This window comes from Arthrobacter sp. 01N444 (assembly GCF_056399305.1).
Map to the genome: position 1 here is coordinate 1 of NZ_JBFTRB010000014.1, position 17,375 is coordinate 17,375.

The following is a 17,375-nucleotide window of genomic DNA, read 5'->3' on the forward strand; positions in this document are numbered from 1 at the left end:
ACCTCGACGGCTCCGCCGCTGACGGTACCTGGCTCGCCAGCCAACAAATCAGCCTCTCTGCTGGCCGCGCCTACATCAAGATCTATGGCTACAGCGGCGGCTGGGCAAGCTGGGGCAAGACCTACACCCTCAACATGGGCTGGATTTGGTCCTCAACTCCTGTACCAGGCATCTCCGGGACTCCCCAGGTGGGCCGGACCCTGACAGCGGTGACTGGAACCTGGTCGCCCACGCCGGACGTACTGCGTTTCCAGTGGTTCCGCTCCGGAACCGCCATCACGGGGGCGACAGGGAAGGCCTACACCCTGCTTGCCGCCGACTACGGCAAGACAATCACTCTGAAAGTAACCGGGAGCAAGGCCGGGTACCCCAGCATCACCAAGACCTCCGCCGCCACAGCAGCAGTCGCGAAAGGCTCCCTCGTAGCGCCTGTGCCGACCATCACGGGCTCGGTTAAGGTCGGCTCGACCCTGACCGCGGCCCCTGGGACTTGGGGACCGTCACCGGTGACCCTGACGTATCAGTGGAAAGCCAACGGCGTCGCTATCACCGGCGCGACCGCCACAACATACAAGCCAATTGCAGCCGACGCCGGCAAAACCCTCACCGTCACCGTCACCGGAACCAAGACCGGCTACACCACCACCGCGAAGACCTCCGCCGCCACGGCAGTGGTCGCGAAAGGCTCGCTCGTAGCGCCGGTGCCGACCATCACTGGCACGGCTAAGGTCGGCTCGACCCTGACCGCGGTCCCGGGAACCTGGGGACCATCACCGGTGACCCTGACGTATCAGTGGAAAGCCAACGGCGTCGCCATCACCGGCGCGACCGCCACAACATACAAACCCGCCGCAGCCCAAGCGGGCAAGACCCTCACCGTCACCGTCACCGGAACCAAGACCGGCTACACCACCACCGCGAAGACCTCCACCGCCACAGCAGTAGTCGTTTGACGACGGTAGATGGATCCGGCCGCCAAAATAAACGGTCAGAAACCACTGCTTCTACCTGCCGGTGCGGATCAAGGCGTAGGAGCCAGCCCGATTTGCAGCTCGAAGCCTTCCCTCGGAATGGAAAGCTGTGGTGCAGCGTTGGCGCCGCCTGGGCGGCTGGCCCCACGTGCATGCCCTGCCTTGGCCGCCCAGATCCAATCCCACCGTCTGGGCGGGGCCTGCCTCATCGCTGCGCTACCCCGGCACTTGTCGGGAATGGCGGTGGTTGGGGGTCCACCCTTTTCCGGGCGAGGGAGGGTAGCGTTCCATTATGAGTGCGCAGCAGCCTGACGATGTGTACACGCACGGCCACCACGAGTCGGTGGTCCGCGCCCATGCCTCCCGCACGGCGGAAAACTCGGCAGCGTTCGTGCTCCCGCATCTGATGCCCGGGACCTCCGTCCTCGACGTCGGCTGTGGGCCTGGCAGCATCACCTGCGACTTCGCGGAGCTGGTGGCGCCGGGCAGGGTCACAGGCTTGGACCGCTCCCCCGACATCATCGCCCAGGCCGCGGCCCTCGCCGTCGAGCGCGGCGTGGACAATGTCGGCTTTGCCGCCGGCAACATCTACGACCTCGATTTCCCGGACGAATCCTTCGACGTCGTCCACGCCCATCAGGTCCTCCAGCACCTCACGGACCCCGTCGCGGCGCTGCGGGAGATGCGGCGGGCGGCCAAGGCAGGCGGGATAGTGGCGGTGCGCGACGCCGACTTCCACGGCATGAGCTGGTACCCGGCCATCCCCGAACTCGACGACTGGATGGAGCTCTACCAGCGGATCGCCCGCCGCAATGGCGCCGAGCCCGACGCCGGCCGCCGGCTCGTGTCCTGGGCGCAGGCCGCCGGCTTCACGGATGTGGCGCCGTCCAGCAGCAACTGGCTCTACGCCACTGGGCATGAGCGGCGCTGGCAGGCCCGGGTGTGGGGCGAGCGGGTGCTGCATTCGTCTTTTGCCGACCAGGCGCTTGAGTACGGCCTGGCCAGCGAGGCGGACCTGGCCCGGATTTCCGCGGGCTGGCACCGGTGGGGCTCCACCGACGACGGCTGGTTCTTGATTCCCAACGGCGAGGTCATCGCCCGGGCGTGAGCGGCGGCCGTGGTCACAGCACCGGCACAGGCCGCCGAAAGTGCAGCCATAACTCCGCGCCTGAGGCTGGGTACAGGCCGAATCCTCGGCCGGCCCGGAATTCCGGGCCCCAGCAAAGGAGTTTCAGCATGGCAAGAATCAATAAGACCACCGCGGGCATTATGCTCGCTGCGGTGATCGGCGGCGGCGCCATCGGCGCGTCGGCCATCCCCGCGATGGCTGCCGATTCCACGGGCAGCTCGTCCTCGGCCCAGGCCACCGACGGCTATGGCACCGGGGGCCAGCGCGGCCCGCACCAGGCCAACGGAAAGACGGAGGAGGTCCTCACCGGCGACACCGCCACGAAGGTCGAAGCGGCGGTAAAGGCCGCCCAGCCGGATGCGGCGATCGAGCGGATGGAGACCGATGCCGACGGCGCCACCTACGAAGCCCACATCACGAAGGCGGACGGCACGCGCGCCACTGTCCTGCTGGATGCGAACTTCACGGTGACCGCAACCCAGGAAGGCCAGGGCGGCCCAGGCGGCGGCCATGGCGGCCCCGGCGACACCGCCACGGATGGCTACACGTCCAACGGCTAACCCTTAGCGGGTCTTGGGCGTGCCCCTTGCACGCCCAGGGCCCGCGATCCTTGGCGGCACAGCCGGCCTCCGGGGCGTTCGCCGTCGAGTTGCCGGCAGCCATTCCCTGCTTCCGGGTCTGCGGATAGGGTGCATTAGATATCTGCACTGGAGACCCACGGCAAGGAGATACCCATGCGCAAATTGACGGCCGGCCTTTTCTGCTCTGTGGACGGCGTGGTTGAAGACCCGTTCAAGTGGCAATTCGACAGCTTCGACGAAGAGCTCGGTGCCGGGATGGCCGAGATGATGGGCCGGATCGACACCGCGCTCCTCGGCCGCGTGGGCTACCAGCAGTGGGCAGAATACTGGCCCAACGCCGAAAGCGACGCGGACTTTGCCGGATTCATCAATCCGCTGCCGAAATTTGTCGCGTCCCGGACCCTGACAGGCGAGCTGGAATGGCAAAATTCACGCCTGGTCGAGGGCCCGCTGGAAGACTTCGTCGCGGCTCTGAAGAACAGTGACGGCGGCGAAATCGGGATCTTCAGCAGCATTTCGCTGGTCCGCCAGTTGCTGTTCGCCGGGCTGCTCGACACCTTGATGCTGATCGTCCATCCGGTGATCGCGGGCAGCGGGCGGCGGCTGTTCAACGACGGCGATGCCCTCACCCGGCTGGAGCTGCAGTCGTCCCAGCAGACCAGCAAAGGCAACATGATTCTCAGCTACGGCCTCCGCCGCGACTGACTCCCGTCATCAATCGGACCCGCCACGGCCGGGACCGTAAACTTACCTGGTGCAACCCTCCCTTTGGCTGGCCCTGGCCGGCGCCGGCGTCCTGATCAGCTTCACTCCCGGCGCGGGCGCCATCAACACCATGAGCAACTCCCTGAACTCGGGATTCCGCCGGTCCCTTTGGGGCATCCTGGGCCAGCAGGCCGCCCTCGTTGTGCACATCCTGATCGTGGCCCTCGGCGTCGGGGTGCTCGTGGCGAGCTCACCGGTTGCCTTCAACGTGATCCGCTACGCCGGCGCCGCCTACCTGGTCTACCTGGGCATCCGGCAGTTCCTGCACAAGCCGGACCTGGACCAGGAGAAGGCCGCGGCCCTGCGCAACGAGCCGGGCCTGTCCATGTTCCGCCGTGGCCTCTGGGTCAATCTGCTCAACCCCAAAGCCGTGGTCTTCTTCCTGGCCTTCATGCCGCAGTTCATCCGGCCGGAGCAGCCGCTGCTGCCTCAGTACGTGGTCCTGGCCGCTACCGTGATCGTGATCGACGTGGCGGTCATGTGGTTCTTCTTCGCGGCTGCGGCCCGGTCCTTCCAGCGCTTCACCCGCGACGCCCGCGGACAAAAGCTCCTGAACCGGACGTTCGGCGGGCTCTTCGTCGGTGTCGGCGTCCTGCTGGCCGCAATCCACTAGGCACCGCGGCCGCCGGCGTCCCGGCACCGGCGGCCGGCTCACCGTCCGGGACCGGGGGCCACCGTCAGACGTGGCCGGGCGCCAGCTTCCGAAGGTCCGCTTTCCGGATCTTGCCGCTCGCTGTCCGGGGCATCTCGTCCACGAAGACGACGGATTTGGGGATCTTGTACCTCGCCAGCCGGCCCTCCAGGTGGGAGCGCAGCTGCTCTTCCGTGAGCCGGGCGCCCTCCCGCAACAGCACCACGGCCCGCGGCACCTCGCCCCATTTCTCGTCCGGCACCCCGATCACCGCGACGCTTCCGACGGCGTCGAGCTCGGCGATCGCCTGCTCCACCTCGGCGGGATAGATGTTCTCCCCGCCGGAGATGATCATGTCCTTGAGCCGGTCGGAGATGAACACGAAACCGTCCGGGTCCTTGTAGCCCATGTCTCCGGACTTGAACCAGCCGTCCCCTGTGTAGGAGTCCGACGAGGCCTCGGGCCGGTTCCAGTACTGGTGGATGACGTTGGGACCCTTGATCTGGATCTCCCCCACCATTCCGGGCGCAGCGGGCCCGGACGCCGGGTCGAGGGGATCGGCCACCCGGACATCGGTGAAGAAATGCGGCAGTCCGGAGGACCCGGCCTTGTCCCGGGACCTCGCCGCCGGCAGCGTGGTGGCGCCCGGGGCCGTCTCGGTCATGCCGTAGCCGTTGGAGAAGCGCAGCCCCCTCCGCTCGTAGGCTTCCAGGACCCGCATCGGCACCGCGGACCCGCCGCAGGTCAGTTTGTTCAGCGAACTGAGGTCCGTGGCGTCCCAGTCCGGGTGCTCGCACAGCATCTGGTAGGTCGTGGGCACCCCGCTGATAGTCGTTGCGCGGTGCTGCTGGATCAGCTCGAGCGTCCGGCGGGGATCGAACTTGGCCTCCAATATCACGGTGCCACCTTTGAGGAGCGTGGGCAGGACGCCCATGTCCAGGGAGGCGACGTGGAACATCGGGGAGATCATGAGAGCCACGTCGGTGGAGGCAAAGTCGAAATCGACCAGCACGTTGATGCAGTTCCACGTGATGTTGCCGTGGGTCAGGAGCGCGCCTTTGGGGTTTCCGGTGGTTCCGGAGGTGTAGAGGATCATGGCGGCGTCGTCCAGGCCCACGGGCTCGTCCGGCGCCAGCGCCGCACCGGACGCAATGACGGCCTCATACGCCTCCACGGCGGTTCCCCGGCCAGCGCCGCCGTCGGCCCCGCCGTCGGGCAGCGTTGGATCGGGCAGCGTTGGATCGGGCACCGTTTCGGCTGGCACTGTTGACTCGTCGACGACGATCCGCGAACCCACGGCGGTCTCCGCCGAGCCGCGTTCGGCGAGCACCGCGAGCGCCTCCGAGTGGACCAGCACGACAGCGCCGCTGTCCCGGAGCTGGAACTGGATCTCGGGCGGCGCGAGCCGGGTGTTCAGCGGGACGAAGACGGCACCTGCCAGGCCGGCGGCGAAGAGGGTCTCCAGGAAGGAGGGATCGTTTTCGCCCAGGTAGGCCACCCTGTCGCCTTTGATTACGCCGCGGTCCCGGAGGGCGTTGGCGAGCCGGGTGGAGCGTTCCGCGAGCTCGCTGTAGCTGAGACTGCGTTCCCCGGCGATGATTGCGGTCTTGGTGCCCGACTTCGGGCGGCGCCGTTGCAGCCACGAGCCGATGCCAAAATTCTCCACGGAAAATCCTTTCTAGTTAGACGGTAGCGCCGGCGGGCCTGGTTAGGACCGGACAGTCTGCAGATCGTTGTTCTTGGGCTCTCGCGTCAGCAGGATGAAGACGATCGACACGACGGACATGATGGCCAGGTACCAGACCACGGCGGCGGTGTCCTGTCCGGAATCCTTGAAGATCTGCGCCACGATGCCCGGCGTGAATCCCGCGCCGAGGAGCGTGGCGAGCTGGTAGCCCAGCGAGGCGCCGGTGTAGCGCGATGTGGTGCCGAACTGCTCGGACACGAAGGCCGCGAGCGGGCCGAACAGGGTGGAATGGATCATGAGGCCCACGGCGAAGGCCACGAAGATCAGCCCGATGTTGTTGGAGGACAGGAGCTGGAACATCGGCGTGAGGTACAGGATGAAGAGCACCAGGCCGCCGATCATGACGGGCCGCCGTCCCAGCTTGTCGGAGAGCCGGCCGCCCATGATCACGAAGGCGATGGACACGAAGGAGGCGGCCGCGAAGGCGTAGAGAACGCCCTGCCGGTCCGCACCCTTGGACACGGCGTAGGTCACGGAGAACGTGGCCAGCACCACCTGGAGCGCAAACCCGGCCGCGCCGGCCAGCATGGTGAAGATCAGGGTCTTGGGCCGGCGCAGGACCTGCAGGAGGGGAATCTCGCGGCGCACCGGCACGCGGCCCTGCGCCGCCTGCCGCGGCTGGGTGTTGTCCCGTTCGGCCTGTTCCCGCTCGGCTTTCTCTTGTTCCAGTGCCGCCTTGAAGATGGGGCTTTCGGAGACCTTGAGCCGGACGAACATGCCGATGCCCAGCAGGACGAAGGACAGCAGGAAGGGCACGCGCCAGCCCCAGGCCAGGAACTGCTCGTTGGGCAGGGCCGCGAACGCGCCCATGACCAGGGTGCCCAGCACCGCGCCGGTGGGGGCGCCGGCGTTGACGAACGAAGCCGCGAAGCCGCGCTTGCCCGATTCCGAATGCTCCAGCGCCATGAGGGCGGCGCCGCCCCACTCCCCTCCGACGGCAATGCCCTGGCAGACCCGGAGGATGACGAGCATCACGGCACCCCAGGCTCCGGCCACCGCGGCGCCGGGCACCAGTCCGATCAGGGTGGAGGCGATGCCCATGACCAGCATCGAGACAATCAGCATGTTCTTGCGTCCCAGCCGGTCGCCGAAGTGGCCGAAGATGATGCCGCCGAGGGGCCGTGCCACGTAGCCGGCGGCGAACGTCCCGTACGCGGCCACCACCCCCACCCATTCGTCCGCGCCGGAGAAGAACACCTTGGGAAAGACCACCGCGGCGGCCGTGGCGTAGAGCAGGAAGTCGTAGTACTCGATGGTGCTGCCGAGATAGCTGGAGGCGATGACGGTCCGTGCTTCACGGCGACGCGTACCCGCGTCCATGGCCTGCAACTGCGAAATTTGGGACATCGTTGTTCCTTATGGCAGAGGGGGGATGGTGAAGGGGTGTGGCGGTTTACTTGTAGAAGCGGGCGAGGAACTCGGCCACGACGGCCGGGCGTTCCTGGCCTTCGATCTCGATCGTGTTGGCGACCTTGATCTGGGCGCCGCCCTTGACCTCGGTGACTTCGGCGATGGTGGCCCGCATGCGGATGCGCGAACCCACCTTGACGGGGGAGGTGAAGCGGACCTTGTCGAGGCCGTAGTTGACCTTGGTGGTGACGCCGTCGACGTCGAACAGCTCGCCCCAGAACGGGATGATGAGCGAGAGGGTGAGGAAGCCGTGGGCGATCGGGGCGCCGAACGGGCCGTCCTTGGCGCGTTCCGGGTCCACGTGGATCCACTGGTCGTCGCCCGTGGCGTCGGCGAACTTGTTGATCTGTTCCTGGGTGATTTCGCGGTAGTCGGTGGCGCCGAGGTCGGTGCCGGCGAGGGTGAGGAGTTTGTCGAAGTCGACGACGAGGTTGGGCATCTTTGGCTCCTGGAGCGGTTGGGTTTGGGTGTACAACGACGGCGGAACACCGTCAGCGGGTAAAGAGCGTCAGCGGGTAAAGAGCGTCAGTGGGTGAAGGCGCTGTGGCCGGTGAGGGCGCGGCCGACGATCAGGGCATTGATCTCGTGGGTTCCCTCGTAGGAGTAGACGGCTTCGGCATCGGCATGGAACCGTGCGACGTCGGCCGCGAGCGTGATGCCGTTGCCGCCCACCACTTCGCGGGCCAGCGCCACGGTCTCGCGCATCAGCAGGGAGGTCTGCATCTTGGCCAGGGCCGAGTCCTGGTCCCGGTAGATGCCCTTCTCCTGCTGTTCGGTCAGCCGGACCACCAGGGACAGCGCCGAGGTGACGTTGCCGAGCATCCGGGCGAGCTTTTCCTGGACGAGCTGGAAGGACGCGAGCGGGCGGCCGAACTGCCGGCGCCCGGAGACGTAGCGCAGCGCGGCTTCGAAAGCTCCTGCAGCGATGCCGGCGGCGATCCACGCGACGTCCGAGCGCATGGCCCGCAGCATCGCCGCCACGTCCCGGAACGAGTTCACGTTGTGGAGCCGCCTGGCCTCGGGGACGCGGACGCCGTCGAGGGTGATGTGGGCGTTCTGCATCATCCGCAGCGCGGTCTTGCCGTGGATCTTCTCCAGGGTCACGCCGGCCGCCTCGCGGTCCACGAGGAAAGCCTTGACCTGGCCGTCGGCGACGTCGCGGGCGAAGACGGCAAGGACGTCGGCCGTTGCCGCGCCGCCGATCCAGCGCTTGGCGCCGTCCAGGACCCAGGTGTCGCCGTCCGGGCCGGCCTCACGCCCTTTTTCCCTGCGGGCCGTCGTCGCGAGTCCGCCGGCGATGTCGGAGCCGGATTCCGGCTCCGTCAGCGAGAAGACGCCCTTGAGCGAGAAGTCGATGACCCTGGGCATCCATTCGGCCTGCTGTTCCGCGGAGGCCCCGACCCGGATGGCGGTCCGGAACAGCCCGGCCTGGGCCGTGTACCAGGTGGCCAGCGAGGCGTCCGTGCGGGCGAGTTCGAAGATCCGGAAGCCCTGGTAGATGCCCCGGGCCGGTGTCTGACCCGCACCCGGGGCGCCGGTCAGTTCCGCCGGTTCCATGAGGTCCAGATCGATCAGCGGCCGCGCGAGCTGGTCCGGGAACTCGCCGCGCTCCCAGTAGTCGGCCAGGAGCGGCCGGGCCTGGGTGTCCAGGAACTCCCGCAGCCGCCCCAGCACTTTCCGCTCCCCGTCGGCGAGGAGGGATTCGGCGTCGTAGTAGTCGCAGACGCCGTAGAGGCGCTCCTGGGCTGTTGTCTGGGGCGCGGTTTCCACGGACACCTCAGCCACCGAGCCCGAGCAGGCGGACGGCGTTGTGCTTGAGGATCTTGGGCCGGACCTCGTCCTTCAGCGGCAGGTCCGCGAAGGCGCCCAGCCATTTCTGCGGGGTGATGAGCGGGAAGTCGGTGCCGAACAGGACCTTGTCCTGCAGGACCGAGTTGGCCATCCGGACCAGGGACTCCGGGAAGTACTTCGGGGACCAGCCGGAGAGGTCGATGAACACGTTGGCCTTGTGCGTGGCGATCGAGTTGGCCTCGTCCTGCCACGGCACCGAGGGGTGGGCCATGATGATTTGCAGCTCCGGGAAGTCCGCGGCCACGGCGTCGAGCAGGAGCGGGTTGGAGTAGGCCAGTTTGATGCCGTACCCGCCCGGGAGCCCGGCCCCCATGCCGTTCTGTCCCGTGTGGAAGATGGCCGGCAGGCGCAGTTCCTGCAGGGTTTCCCAGAGCGGGTAGAACTGCTCGTTGGAGGGGTCGAAGCCCTGCAGGCTCGGGTGGAACTTGAACCCGCGCGCGCCGAGGTCGATTGCCTGGTGCTTGGCGCCCTGGATCGCCTCGGCGCCGGTGCGGGGGTCCACGCTCCCGAAGGGGATCAGGACGTCGTTGTTCCGCGCCGCCCCGGCAATGAGGTCCGGGATGCTGTTGGGCTCGTGCTTGAGCTGGGTCCGGGCGTCGACGGTGAAGACGACGGCGGCCATGTTCAGTTCACGGTAGACCTCGGCGATCCGGTCCAGCGAAGGGCTGCGGTCCTCGGCCTTGAAGTACTTGGCGGAGGCCTCGGTCAGGGCTGCCGGAAGGGACTCGTGGCCGTGTCCGTCCACTTCGAGGTGGACGTGCATGTCGATCGCATCGAGTGAGGCGGCGTCGATGCCGGGTTCGTAGCGCTGGGCAGCCATGTCAGCGGACCTCCGCCGGTTCGGGCTGCAGTTCCGCCGGCAGGGGCAGGAAGTCCTCGCCGACGCTTTGCAGCTTGTCCCCGAAGAGCGCGCCGAAGTTCTCCACGAGGTCCTGGTAGCCCCAGCCGCCCTCGCGGTATTCGGTGGCGGCTGCCTCGGGGTGGGTCCAGAGTTGCAGCCGGTCACCGCCCGCTCCGATTGCCTGGCCGGTGACGCCGGCGGAAGCGTCGGAGGCCAGGAAGGCCACCAGCCCGGCGACGTCGCCGGCCGTGCCAAACCCGAGGTCGTGGCGGAAGAAGGCCGGCATCGCCTCGCCGCGCTCGTCGGCCTCGACGGCCTTCTGGAAGTACGGGACGGTCTTGGTCATGGCGGTGGCGGCCACGGGAATGACGGCGTTGGCGGTGACGCCGGCTTTCTTCATTTCCAGCGCCCAGGTGCGCACCATGCCCACGATTCCGGCCTTCGCGGCGGCGTAGTTGGTCTGGCCGAAGTTGCCGCGCTGGCCCGTCGGGGAGCCGATGGTGATGATGCGGCCGGGAATGCCGTGCTCCTTGAAGTAGCCGAAGGCCTCCCGGGCGCAGGTGAAGGTGCCGCGCAGGTGGACGTTGATCACGGCGTCGAAGTCCTCGTCCGTCATCTTCAGCAGGCTCTTGTCCCGCAGGATGCCGGCGTTGGTGACCAGGATGTCCAGCCGGCCGAACTCCGTGACGGCCGCCTGCACGAGCTTCTTGGCGACGTCGGAGCTGCCCACCGGGGCGACGACGGCGGCTGCGCGGCCGCCGTCGGACTGAATCGTCCGGACAGCGTCGGCGGCGACCTCGGCGTCCACATCGTTGACGACGACGGCGGCGCCCTGGCGGGCCAGTTCCCGGGCGTAGGCCAGGCCGAGGCCCCGTCCGCTTCCGGTGACGATTGCTACTTTTCCTGACAGGCTCATTGCCGCTCCTTTGCTAGCTGCCTTGTGCATCCGGCCCCGCGGCATGGGATGCTGTTCTGTATCCATGAAAATATGGATAGTTGAAAAAGTCAACGATTTATTTTTTGGACTATTGGAGTTGGGCATGGCGACCGAAGTTGACGACGAGCCGGGCACCGAGCCTGCGGAGAAGCTCACGGCGGCAACCATCAGCCTGGACGCGGGTTTCCTGCTGGCCAAGCTGCATGCCGGCGGGTCGGTCCTGAACAACCGCGCCCTGGCCGCGTTCGATCTCAAGGAGCGCTCCTATTCGGTGCTGGCCCTGGCCAACAGCGGGCTGGAACCAACCCAGCGGGAGATGGCCGAGTTCCTCAGCCTGGACCCGAGCCAGATTGTCGCCCTGATCGACGAGCTGGAGAAGCGCGGGCTGGTGATCCGGGCGCCCGGGAAGCTGGACCGGCGCGCCAAGATTGTTTCCTCGACCCCGGAGGGGGAAGCCCTCTTCCGGCGGGCCGAGGCCGCGGCGCGTGACGCGGAATCCGCCGCCCTGGCCGGCCTCAGCGCCCCGGAGATCGCAACCCTCAAGGGGTTGCTCCGCAAGGCGCTGTGGGGACCGGCGGCCTGATCGCGGCCGCTCAAGCGCCGCGGGAATACCCTTGGGGCAGGAGGGAGCCATGACCGTTCGCAGCGCCGGCCTTCTGCTGTACCGGCTAAGGGGTGCATCACCGCCCGGCGGGGCGCCGCCATCCGGCAGCACACCGCAGCTTGAGCTCTGGATAGCCCACATGGGCGGACCGTTCTGGGCCCGCAAGGACTCCCGCGGCTGGTCCATCCCCAAGGGGGAATACCTCGCCGACGAGGACCCCCTGGCGGCCGCGCACCGCGAGTTCACGGAGGAAATCGGCACACCGGCACCCGCCGCCGACTACCACCGGCTTGGCGACTTCCGCCAGCCCTCCGGCAAGATCATCACGGTCTTCACGGCGGAAGCGGACTTCCGGCCCGAACGCATCGTGAGCAACACCTTCGAGCTGGAGTGGCCGAGGGGATCCGGCACGATCGGCAGCTTCCCCGAGATCGACCGCGCGGAATGGACCGCCGAGCCCGCAGCCCGGTCCAGGCTGGTCAAGGGCCAGCTGCCGGTCCTCGACGCGCTGGTCCGGCACCTCGGGCTGGAGCCGGCCGCACCCGGGCCCGGGCATGACAAAAACTAAAAGTCAGTTGACATTTTTTGTAATACTTCGCGGGGGCCAGCTAGCCAAGAGGCCCGGGATCGTTCATGCTTAGCTATGACCTCAATGTCGAGCCAGTACCGGATCATCGCGGTCTGCACCGGAAACATCTGCCGGTCCCCGATGGCGGAACTTATGCTGGCGGAGGCATTCCGGGCCGAGCGCCTCACGGGGGCCGTGGTCGATTCCGCCGGCACCACCGCGTATGAGGCCGGCCGGCCCATCGATCCCCGGGCAGCGCGCAAACTCACGGCGCAGAACATCGCTTCGGACCGCCACGTGGCGCGCGAATGGCGGCCCGAATGGTTCGCGAGCCGGGATCTGGTCCTGGCCCTCGACGTCGACCACTACGGCTGGCTCCGGCAGGCAGCACCGGACCGGGTCTCGCTGGCCAAGATCCGCATGCTCCGCAGCTTCGACCCCGCCGTGGCGGACAAGGACCCGCTGGAGCAGGGCATCGAGGACCCGTGGTACGGCGGCCACACCGACTTCGACACCACCTGGAACCTTATCCGGTCCTCCCTTCCGGGGATTGTGCAGCACGTACGCACCGAGCTTGAGCGGCAGGACGGGCAACATCACGGCAGTGATCAAGCCAATGCACAGCAGCCGGTACGCTCTATTTCATGAGCCCCGCACCCGTCATCATCGCAATCGACGGGCGCTCCGGCTCCGGCAAGACCACCCTGGCCATCGAGCTGGCGGCGCGGTTGAGGGAACACCACAAGGTCTCGCTCTTCCACCTCGAGGACATCTATCCCGGCTGGAGCGGGCTGGCGGCGGGGATCGAACGCTACGTCACCACCGTGCTTTCGCCCTTGCGGCGCGGGGAGAACGCGGAATGGGTCAGCTGGGACTGGGCACGGCACTACGACGGCGAGGCCCGCACCACACGCCCGGCCGAAATCGTCCTGGTGGAGGGCGTCGGTGCCGCCGCGGCGGCCGCAGTGCCCCTGCTGGACGCCGTGATCTGGGCGGACTCCTCCGACGCGGACCGCCGGGCCCGGGCGCTGGCCCGGGACGGCGACACCTACGAACCGTTTTGGGACCAGTGGGCTGCGCAGGAAGCGGAGTGGCTGGCGGCCGATGACGTCCCGGCCCGCGCGGATCTGCACGTGCTCAACCTGGCGGACGGCACCGCCCCGGACGACGTCCTGCAGGCCCTTCAGTACCTTCCCGCCGTCGCCCCTGCCCTGCTGCCCGAACTCGCCGCCCGGCGCGGGCTGCAGTTGCTGGCAGAACGGATCGAGGCCCGGCCCGAGGCCGGGCAGCTGTTTGCGGCGCTCTTTGGCGGTTCACCCAACGCCGTATGGCTCGATTCCTCCCTGGACCCGGCAGGACTGGCCCCGGGGGCCGCGGAGCGGAGCCGCTTCAGCATTTTGGCCGACGACGGCGGCCGCTTCGGCCAGGCCGTCCGGCACAGTTCCGGACGGACCCGCGTCAGCACGGGCCAGGCCACCGTGACCACCGATGGCCCGTTCTTCCGCTGGCTCGACGGCGTGTGGGGCCGCCGCGCGCTCCGCGCACCCGAAGCCTACCCGTGCGAGTTCACCCTGGGCTGGCTCGGGTACCTCGGCTACGAGCTCAAGCGCGAAACCGGCGGGAACGACGTCACCGCCGCCACCCCGGACGCCTGCCTGATCTTCGCCGGCCGTGCCGTGGTCCTTGACCATGCCGAGGGCACAGCCTGGCTGCTGACCCTGGACGCACCCGACGCCGGGGACTGGCTTCAGACGGCACGCACGGCCGTCACCGCGGCCGCGTCGGCGCAAGCGGCCGCTCATGCCTCCCCGGCCCAGCGTGTCAGCGCCCCGCAAACCACCGCCCCGCGCTTCGCCGCCCGGGACACGGAAGCCGGCTACAAGGCGAAGGTCACCGAGGCCCAGCGTGAGATCGCGGAAGGAAACACCTACGAGGTCTGCCTGACCACGGTGCTCACGGCTGCCTCGCCCGCGGGGCCTCACGGCGTGGATCCGTGGCCGGCCTACCTGGACCTGCGGCACCGGAACCCGGCCCCGTTCGCCAGCTTCCTGCGGTTCGGCGGGCTCGCCGTTGCGAGCACGTCGCCGGAGCGGTTCCTGCAGATTGCCGCGGACGGCAGGATGCGGGCCGAGCCGATCAAGGGCACGCGCCGCCGGGACACAGATCCAGGCACGGATGCCGCCCTGCGCCAGGAGCTGGAGTCTTCGGCCAAGGACCGGGCGGAAAACATCATGATCGTGGACCTGTTGCGCAACGACTTGAGCCATTTCGCCGTCCCGGGTTCGGTGGCCGTCAGCCGGCTGTGCGCGATCGAGAGCTACGCCACCGTGCACCAGATGGTGAGCACCATCGATGCCCGGCTGCGGCCCGGGATGCCGCGGGCCGAGGCGGTTGCGGCCTGTTTCCCCGCGGGTTCGATGACCGGCGCCCCGAAGGTCAGCACCATGGCCATCCTGGACCGGCTGGAGGCCGCGCCGCGCGGCGTGTACTCCGGGGCGATCGGCTACTTCTCCCTGAACGGGGCTGCCGACCTCGCCGTGGCAATCCGGACCCTCGTGGTCAGCGCCCTCGGGGAGGGTGCCGCGGAACTGAGTCTCGGCGTCGGCGGCGCTGTCACCGCCGACTCGACCCCGCAGGAGGAGTACGACGAAATCCGGACCAAAGCGTTCGGCGTCCTCTCGACGCTCGGCGCCGGGTTTCCCACGGGCTGAGTCGGCTGTCCCGCCGGCCCCGGCTACTGCAGGGTGGCCGTCAGCCGCGCGACGTTGTCCACGTATTTGACGCCCATCGGACGTTTCATCCAGTCCTCGAGCGTAAGTTCGCGCGAAATGCCCCGGTAGGTGTCCTCCACGGCGCTGATCCGCCGCACGATGTCCTCCCCCAGGAGCATCACCGAGACCTCCAGGTTCAGCGAGAAGGAGCGCATGTCCATGTTGCTGGAACCCAGCACGGCAACGTCGTCGTCGATCGTGAAGTGCTTGGCGTGCAGCACGAAGGGGGCCTTGTAGAGGTAGATCCGCACCCCGGCTTCAAGCAGCGCCTCATAGTAGGACTGCTGGGCGTGGTGGACCAGGAACTGGTCGCCTTTTTCCGAGACGAAGAGTTCGACGTCGACGCCGCGCTGCGCCGCCGTCGTCACCGCATACAGCAGCGAGTCATCAGGGACGAAGTACGGGCTGCAGATCGAGATCTTGCGCTGAGCCGAGTAAATCAGCGTGTTGAAGAGCCGCAGATTGTTTTCGGTGATGAAGCCGGGGCCGCTGGGCACCACCTGGGCGGTGATGTTGCCGGCGTGCAGTTCGGGCCGGTGCGCGAGCTGTTCCTCAATGGATTCGTCGGTCTCGCTGAGCCAGTCCGTGGCGAAGACGACGTTGAGCGTGGTGACGATCGGTCCACGCAGGCAGGCCATCAGCTCGACCCATTCGCGGCCGATCTTGCGGTGCTTGGGGTTGTTGTAGGAGGGCTCGATCAGGTTCTGCGATCCGGTGAAGGCGATCTCGCCGTCGATCACCATGATCTTGCGGTGGTTGCGCAGGTCCGGTCGGCGCCACTGCCCCTGCAGCGGGTTGAGCGGCAGCATGGGCCGCCAGCGGATCTTGCTGGCCTTGAGCCGGGCGATCAGCTTGCGATAGCCCTTGATGCGAAGCGTGCCAAGGTGATCGAACAGGACACGGACCTCGACGCCGCGCTCGGCGGCCTCTTCCAGCGCAGTCAGCAGATCGTCCGTGACGTGGTCCGAGCTCATGATGTAGAACTCGGCGTTGACGAAGGACTTTGCGCCGCGGACCGCCTCGGCCATCGCCTTAATGGAGTCGGGGTAGCCGGGCAGCAGCTCCACTTGGTTACCGTCCACCATCGGCAGCGAGCCCAGCGTCTTGTTCAGTTCCGCGGCGGAAGCCACCCATTCGGGTCCGGCGTAGCGGCTTTCCAGCATCGCCAGTTCCGAGGTCCCGGCGCGCACTCGGGTATTGACCGCGTCCTGCTGCGCGCGGCGCTTGCGGGAGAGCCGGAAGTTGCCGAACAGCAGGAACAGGAGCAGGCCGATGGTCGGCACGATGAAGATGCCCAGCAGCCACGCCATCGCGGTGGTGGGCCGCCGGTTTCCGGGGATGATGCCCAGTGCCAGCACTCGGATGGCGAAGTCGATCACGGTCAAAATCAGAATCGCCCAGGACGGTAAAGTCTCCGCCAGCGGAAATGGCCAAAACACAGGCGAACCCCTCAACGTACAAGCCACGCGGAACAGTTCCGAACGGGCAGTGACCAAATCCTATCCCGGGACCACCGAGACTAAGCTTTAGCCATGACCACTCCTGCCCCTGTTCCCGCGCCCGCGACCGTTCTGGTCTTCCTCGACCCGGCGTTCGACGGCGGCCGCGTTGCCGACGCGTCGCAGCCGCAGCTGATGGCCACGGACCTGGGCGCCACCCGCGGCGACGGTGTTTTCGAATCCCTCCTGGCCGTCGGCGGCAGGCCCCGCAAGATACAGGCGCACCTGACCCGGCTGGCGGGCTCTGCCCGGCTTCTGGAGCTGGACATCCCCGCCGAGGACGCATGGCGGCGGGCGGTGGAAACCGCCATCCGCGAGTTCCGGGGGCAGGAACCCGCCGCGGCTGCAACGGTCGGCACGGAGCAGGACGAGGTGGTGGTGAAGCTGATTGTCACCCGCGGGCCGGAGGGCGCGGCTGCCCCCACGTGCTGGGTCCAGGCCTCCGCCCCGGCGGCCGCGGGACGGCGGCAGCGCGAGACCGGGATCGACGTCATCCTGCTCGACCGCGGCTACGACAGTGAAGTCGGCGAGCGCGCCCCGTGGCTCCTGCTCGGCGCCAAGACCCTTTCCTACGCCGTGAACATGGCGGCGCTGCGCTACGCCCACCGGCAGGGCGCCGACGACGTCATCTTCACGTCCGCGGATGGCCGGGTGCTGGAAGGTCCGACGTCGACCGTTCTGCTGGCCCACCTGGAAACCTTGGACGACGGCGCCGGCGGCGTCCGCACCATCCGGCGGCTCATCACGCCCCAGCTGGACAGCGGCATCCTGCCCGGCACATCACAGGGCGCCCTGTTCACCGCCGCCAAGGCCGCCGGCTGGGAGCTGGGTTACGGCCCGCTGGAGCCGAAGGACCTGCTGGACGCCGACGCGGTCTGGCTGATCTCCAGCATCCGGCTCCTGGCCCCGGTCAACCACATCGACGGGCAGGAAATCGGCACCCCGGAACTCCGGCGCCAACTCACGGCCGAACTCAACGCCCTCTTCGCGACCATCGAATAGCAACGCGGGGTCAGTTACGGCCCATCCCATGTCCCCGGATGGGCCGTAAGTGACCCCGCGTTGGTGTT

At 67.9% G+C, this 17,375-nt stretch carries 16 protein-coding genes and 1 pseudogene; 10 read left to right on the forward strand and 7 right to left on the reverse strand.

The window, feature by feature from the left end; all coding sequences use genetic code 11:
- The 5 genes and pseudogenes from AC1DKN_RS15120 to AC1DKN_RS15140 form a co-directional block, all read left to right on the forward strand.
- Positions 1-953: pseudogene (locus AC1DKN_RS15120) on the forward strand (lamin tail domain-containing protein); the annotation flags it as partial.
- A gap of 310 nt (positions 954-1,263) precedes the next feature.
- Positions 1,264-2,079 carry a methyltransferase domain-containing protein gene (locus AC1DKN_RS15125; RefSeq protein ID WP_243180592.1) on the forward strand — a complete coding sequence of 272 codons (816 nt, stop codon included), beginning with the start codon at positions 1,264-1,266 and terminating at the stop codon, positions 2,077-2,079.
- A 128-nt stretch (positions 2,080-2,207) separates the two neighbouring features.
- On the forward strand, positions 2,208-2,660 hold the full coding sequence (locus tag AC1DKN_RS15130; protein WP_476860337.1) for a hypothetical protein: 453 nt from the start codon (positions 2,208-2,210) through the stop codon (positions 2,658-2,660).
- Positions 2,661-2,834: 174 nt separating this feature from the next.
- Positions 2,835-3,386 carry a dihydrofolate reductase family protein gene (locus AC1DKN_RS15135; RefSeq protein ID WP_476871728.1) on the forward strand — a complete coding sequence of 184 codons (552 nt, stop codon included), beginning with the start codon at positions 2,835-2,837 and terminating at the stop codon, positions 3,384-3,386.
- A gap of 49 nt (positions 3,387-3,435) precedes the next feature.
- Entirely contained in the window at positions 3,436-4,059 is a 624-nt protein-coding gene (locus tag AC1DKN_RS15140; RefSeq protein WP_476871729.1) for a LysE family transporter, read from the forward strand.
- A 64-nt stretch (positions 4,060-4,123) separates the two neighbouring features.
- Here the strand turns inward: AC1DKN_RS15140 and AC1DKN_RS15145 are convergent, their stop codons facing one another.
- From AC1DKN_RS15145 to AC1DKN_RS15170, 6 genes are all read right to left on the reverse strand, one after another.
- Entirely contained in the window at positions 4,124-5,743 is a 1,620-nt protein-coding gene (locus tag AC1DKN_RS15145; RefSeq protein ID WP_476871730.1) for an acyl-CoA synthetase, read from the reverse strand.
- A gap of 42 nt (positions 5,744-5,785) precedes the next feature.
- Positions 5,786-7,171 (reverse strand): MFS transporter, encoded by a 1,386-nt coding sequence (locus AC1DKN_RS15150; RefSeq protein ID WP_476871731.1) that lies wholly within the window; start codon positions 7,169-7,171, stop codon positions 5,786-5,788.
- Positions 7,172-7,217: 46 nt separating this feature from the next.
- Positions 7,218-7,673 carry a MaoC family dehydratase gene (locus AC1DKN_RS15155; protein ID WP_090952699.1) on the reverse strand — a complete coding sequence of 152 codons (456 nt, stop codon included), beginning with the start codon at positions 7,671-7,673 and terminating at the stop codon, positions 7,218-7,220.
- A gap of 86 nt (positions 7,674-7,759) precedes the next feature.
- A complete protein-coding gene (locus AC1DKN_RS15160; RefSeq protein ID WP_476871732.1) occupies positions 7,760-9,004 on the reverse strand; it encodes an acyl-CoA dehydrogenase family protein in 1,245 nt (414 codons plus the stop codon).
- A 7-nt stretch (positions 9,005-9,011) separates the two neighbouring features.
- Positions 9,012-9,905 carry an amidohydrolase family protein gene (locus tag AC1DKN_RS15165; protein WP_476857334.1) on the reverse strand — a complete coding sequence of 298 codons (894 nt, stop codon included), beginning with the start codon at positions 9,903-9,905 and terminating at the stop codon, positions 9,012-9,014.
- Between the two features lies 1 nt (position 9,906).
- Positions 9,907-10,842 (reverse strand): SDR family NAD(P)-dependent oxidoreductase, encoded by a 936-nt coding sequence (locus AC1DKN_RS15170; RefSeq protein WP_476871733.1) that lies wholly within the window; start codon positions 10,840-10,842, stop codon positions 9,907-9,909.
- Between the two features lie 124 nt (positions 10,843-10,966).
- Between AC1DKN_RS15170 and AC1DKN_RS15175 the strand changes: the two genes are divergently transcribed.
- The 4 genes from AC1DKN_RS15175 (at position 10,967) to pabB (ending at position 14,746) form a co-directional block, all read left to right on the forward strand.
- Positions 10,967-11,446 (forward strand): MarR family winged helix-turn-helix transcriptional regulator, encoded by a 480-nt coding sequence (locus AC1DKN_RS15175; protein ID WP_230008326.1) that lies wholly within the window; start codon positions 10,967-10,969, stop codon positions 11,444-11,446.
- Between the two features lie 49 nt (positions 11,447-11,495).
- Entirely contained in the window at positions 11,496-12,035 is a 540-nt protein-coding gene (locus AC1DKN_RS15180) for an NUDIX hydrolase (RefSeq protein ID WP_476860342.1), read from the forward strand.
- A 75-nt stretch (positions 12,036-12,110) separates the two neighbouring features.
- On the forward strand, positions 12,111-12,683 hold the full coding sequence (locus tag AC1DKN_RS15185; protein ID WP_476871734.1) for a low molecular weight protein-tyrosine-phosphatase: 573 nt from the start codon (positions 12,111-12,113) through the stop codon (positions 12,681-12,683).
- Complete coding sequence (gene pabB, locus AC1DKN_RS15190; protein ID WP_476871735.1) at positions 12,680-14,746, forward strand: aminodeoxychorismate synthase component I; 2,067 nt, start codon at positions 12,680-12,682, stop codon at positions 14,744-14,746. Before AC1DKN_RS15185 ends, pabB begins: the two co-directional genes overlap by 4 nt.
- A 23-nt stretch (positions 14,747-14,769) precedes the next feature.
- Here the strand turns inward: pabB and cls are convergent, their stop codons facing one another.
- A complete protein-coding gene (gene cls / locus AC1DKN_RS15195; protein ID WP_374706716.1) occupies positions 14,770-16,245 on the reverse strand; it encodes a cardiolipin synthase in 1,476 nt (491 codons plus the stop codon).
- Between the two features lie 93 nt (positions 16,246-16,338).
- On the opposite strand from cls, the gene AC1DKN_RS15200 reads away from it, so the two are divergent.
- Positions 16,339-17,307: an aminodeoxychorismate lyase gene (locus tag AC1DKN_RS15200; RefSeq protein ID WP_476871736.1), complete on the forward strand. Its 969-nt coding sequence runs from the start codon at positions 16,339-16,341 to the stop codon at positions 17,305-17,307.
- Positions 17,308-17,375 lie beyond the last annotated feature (68 nt).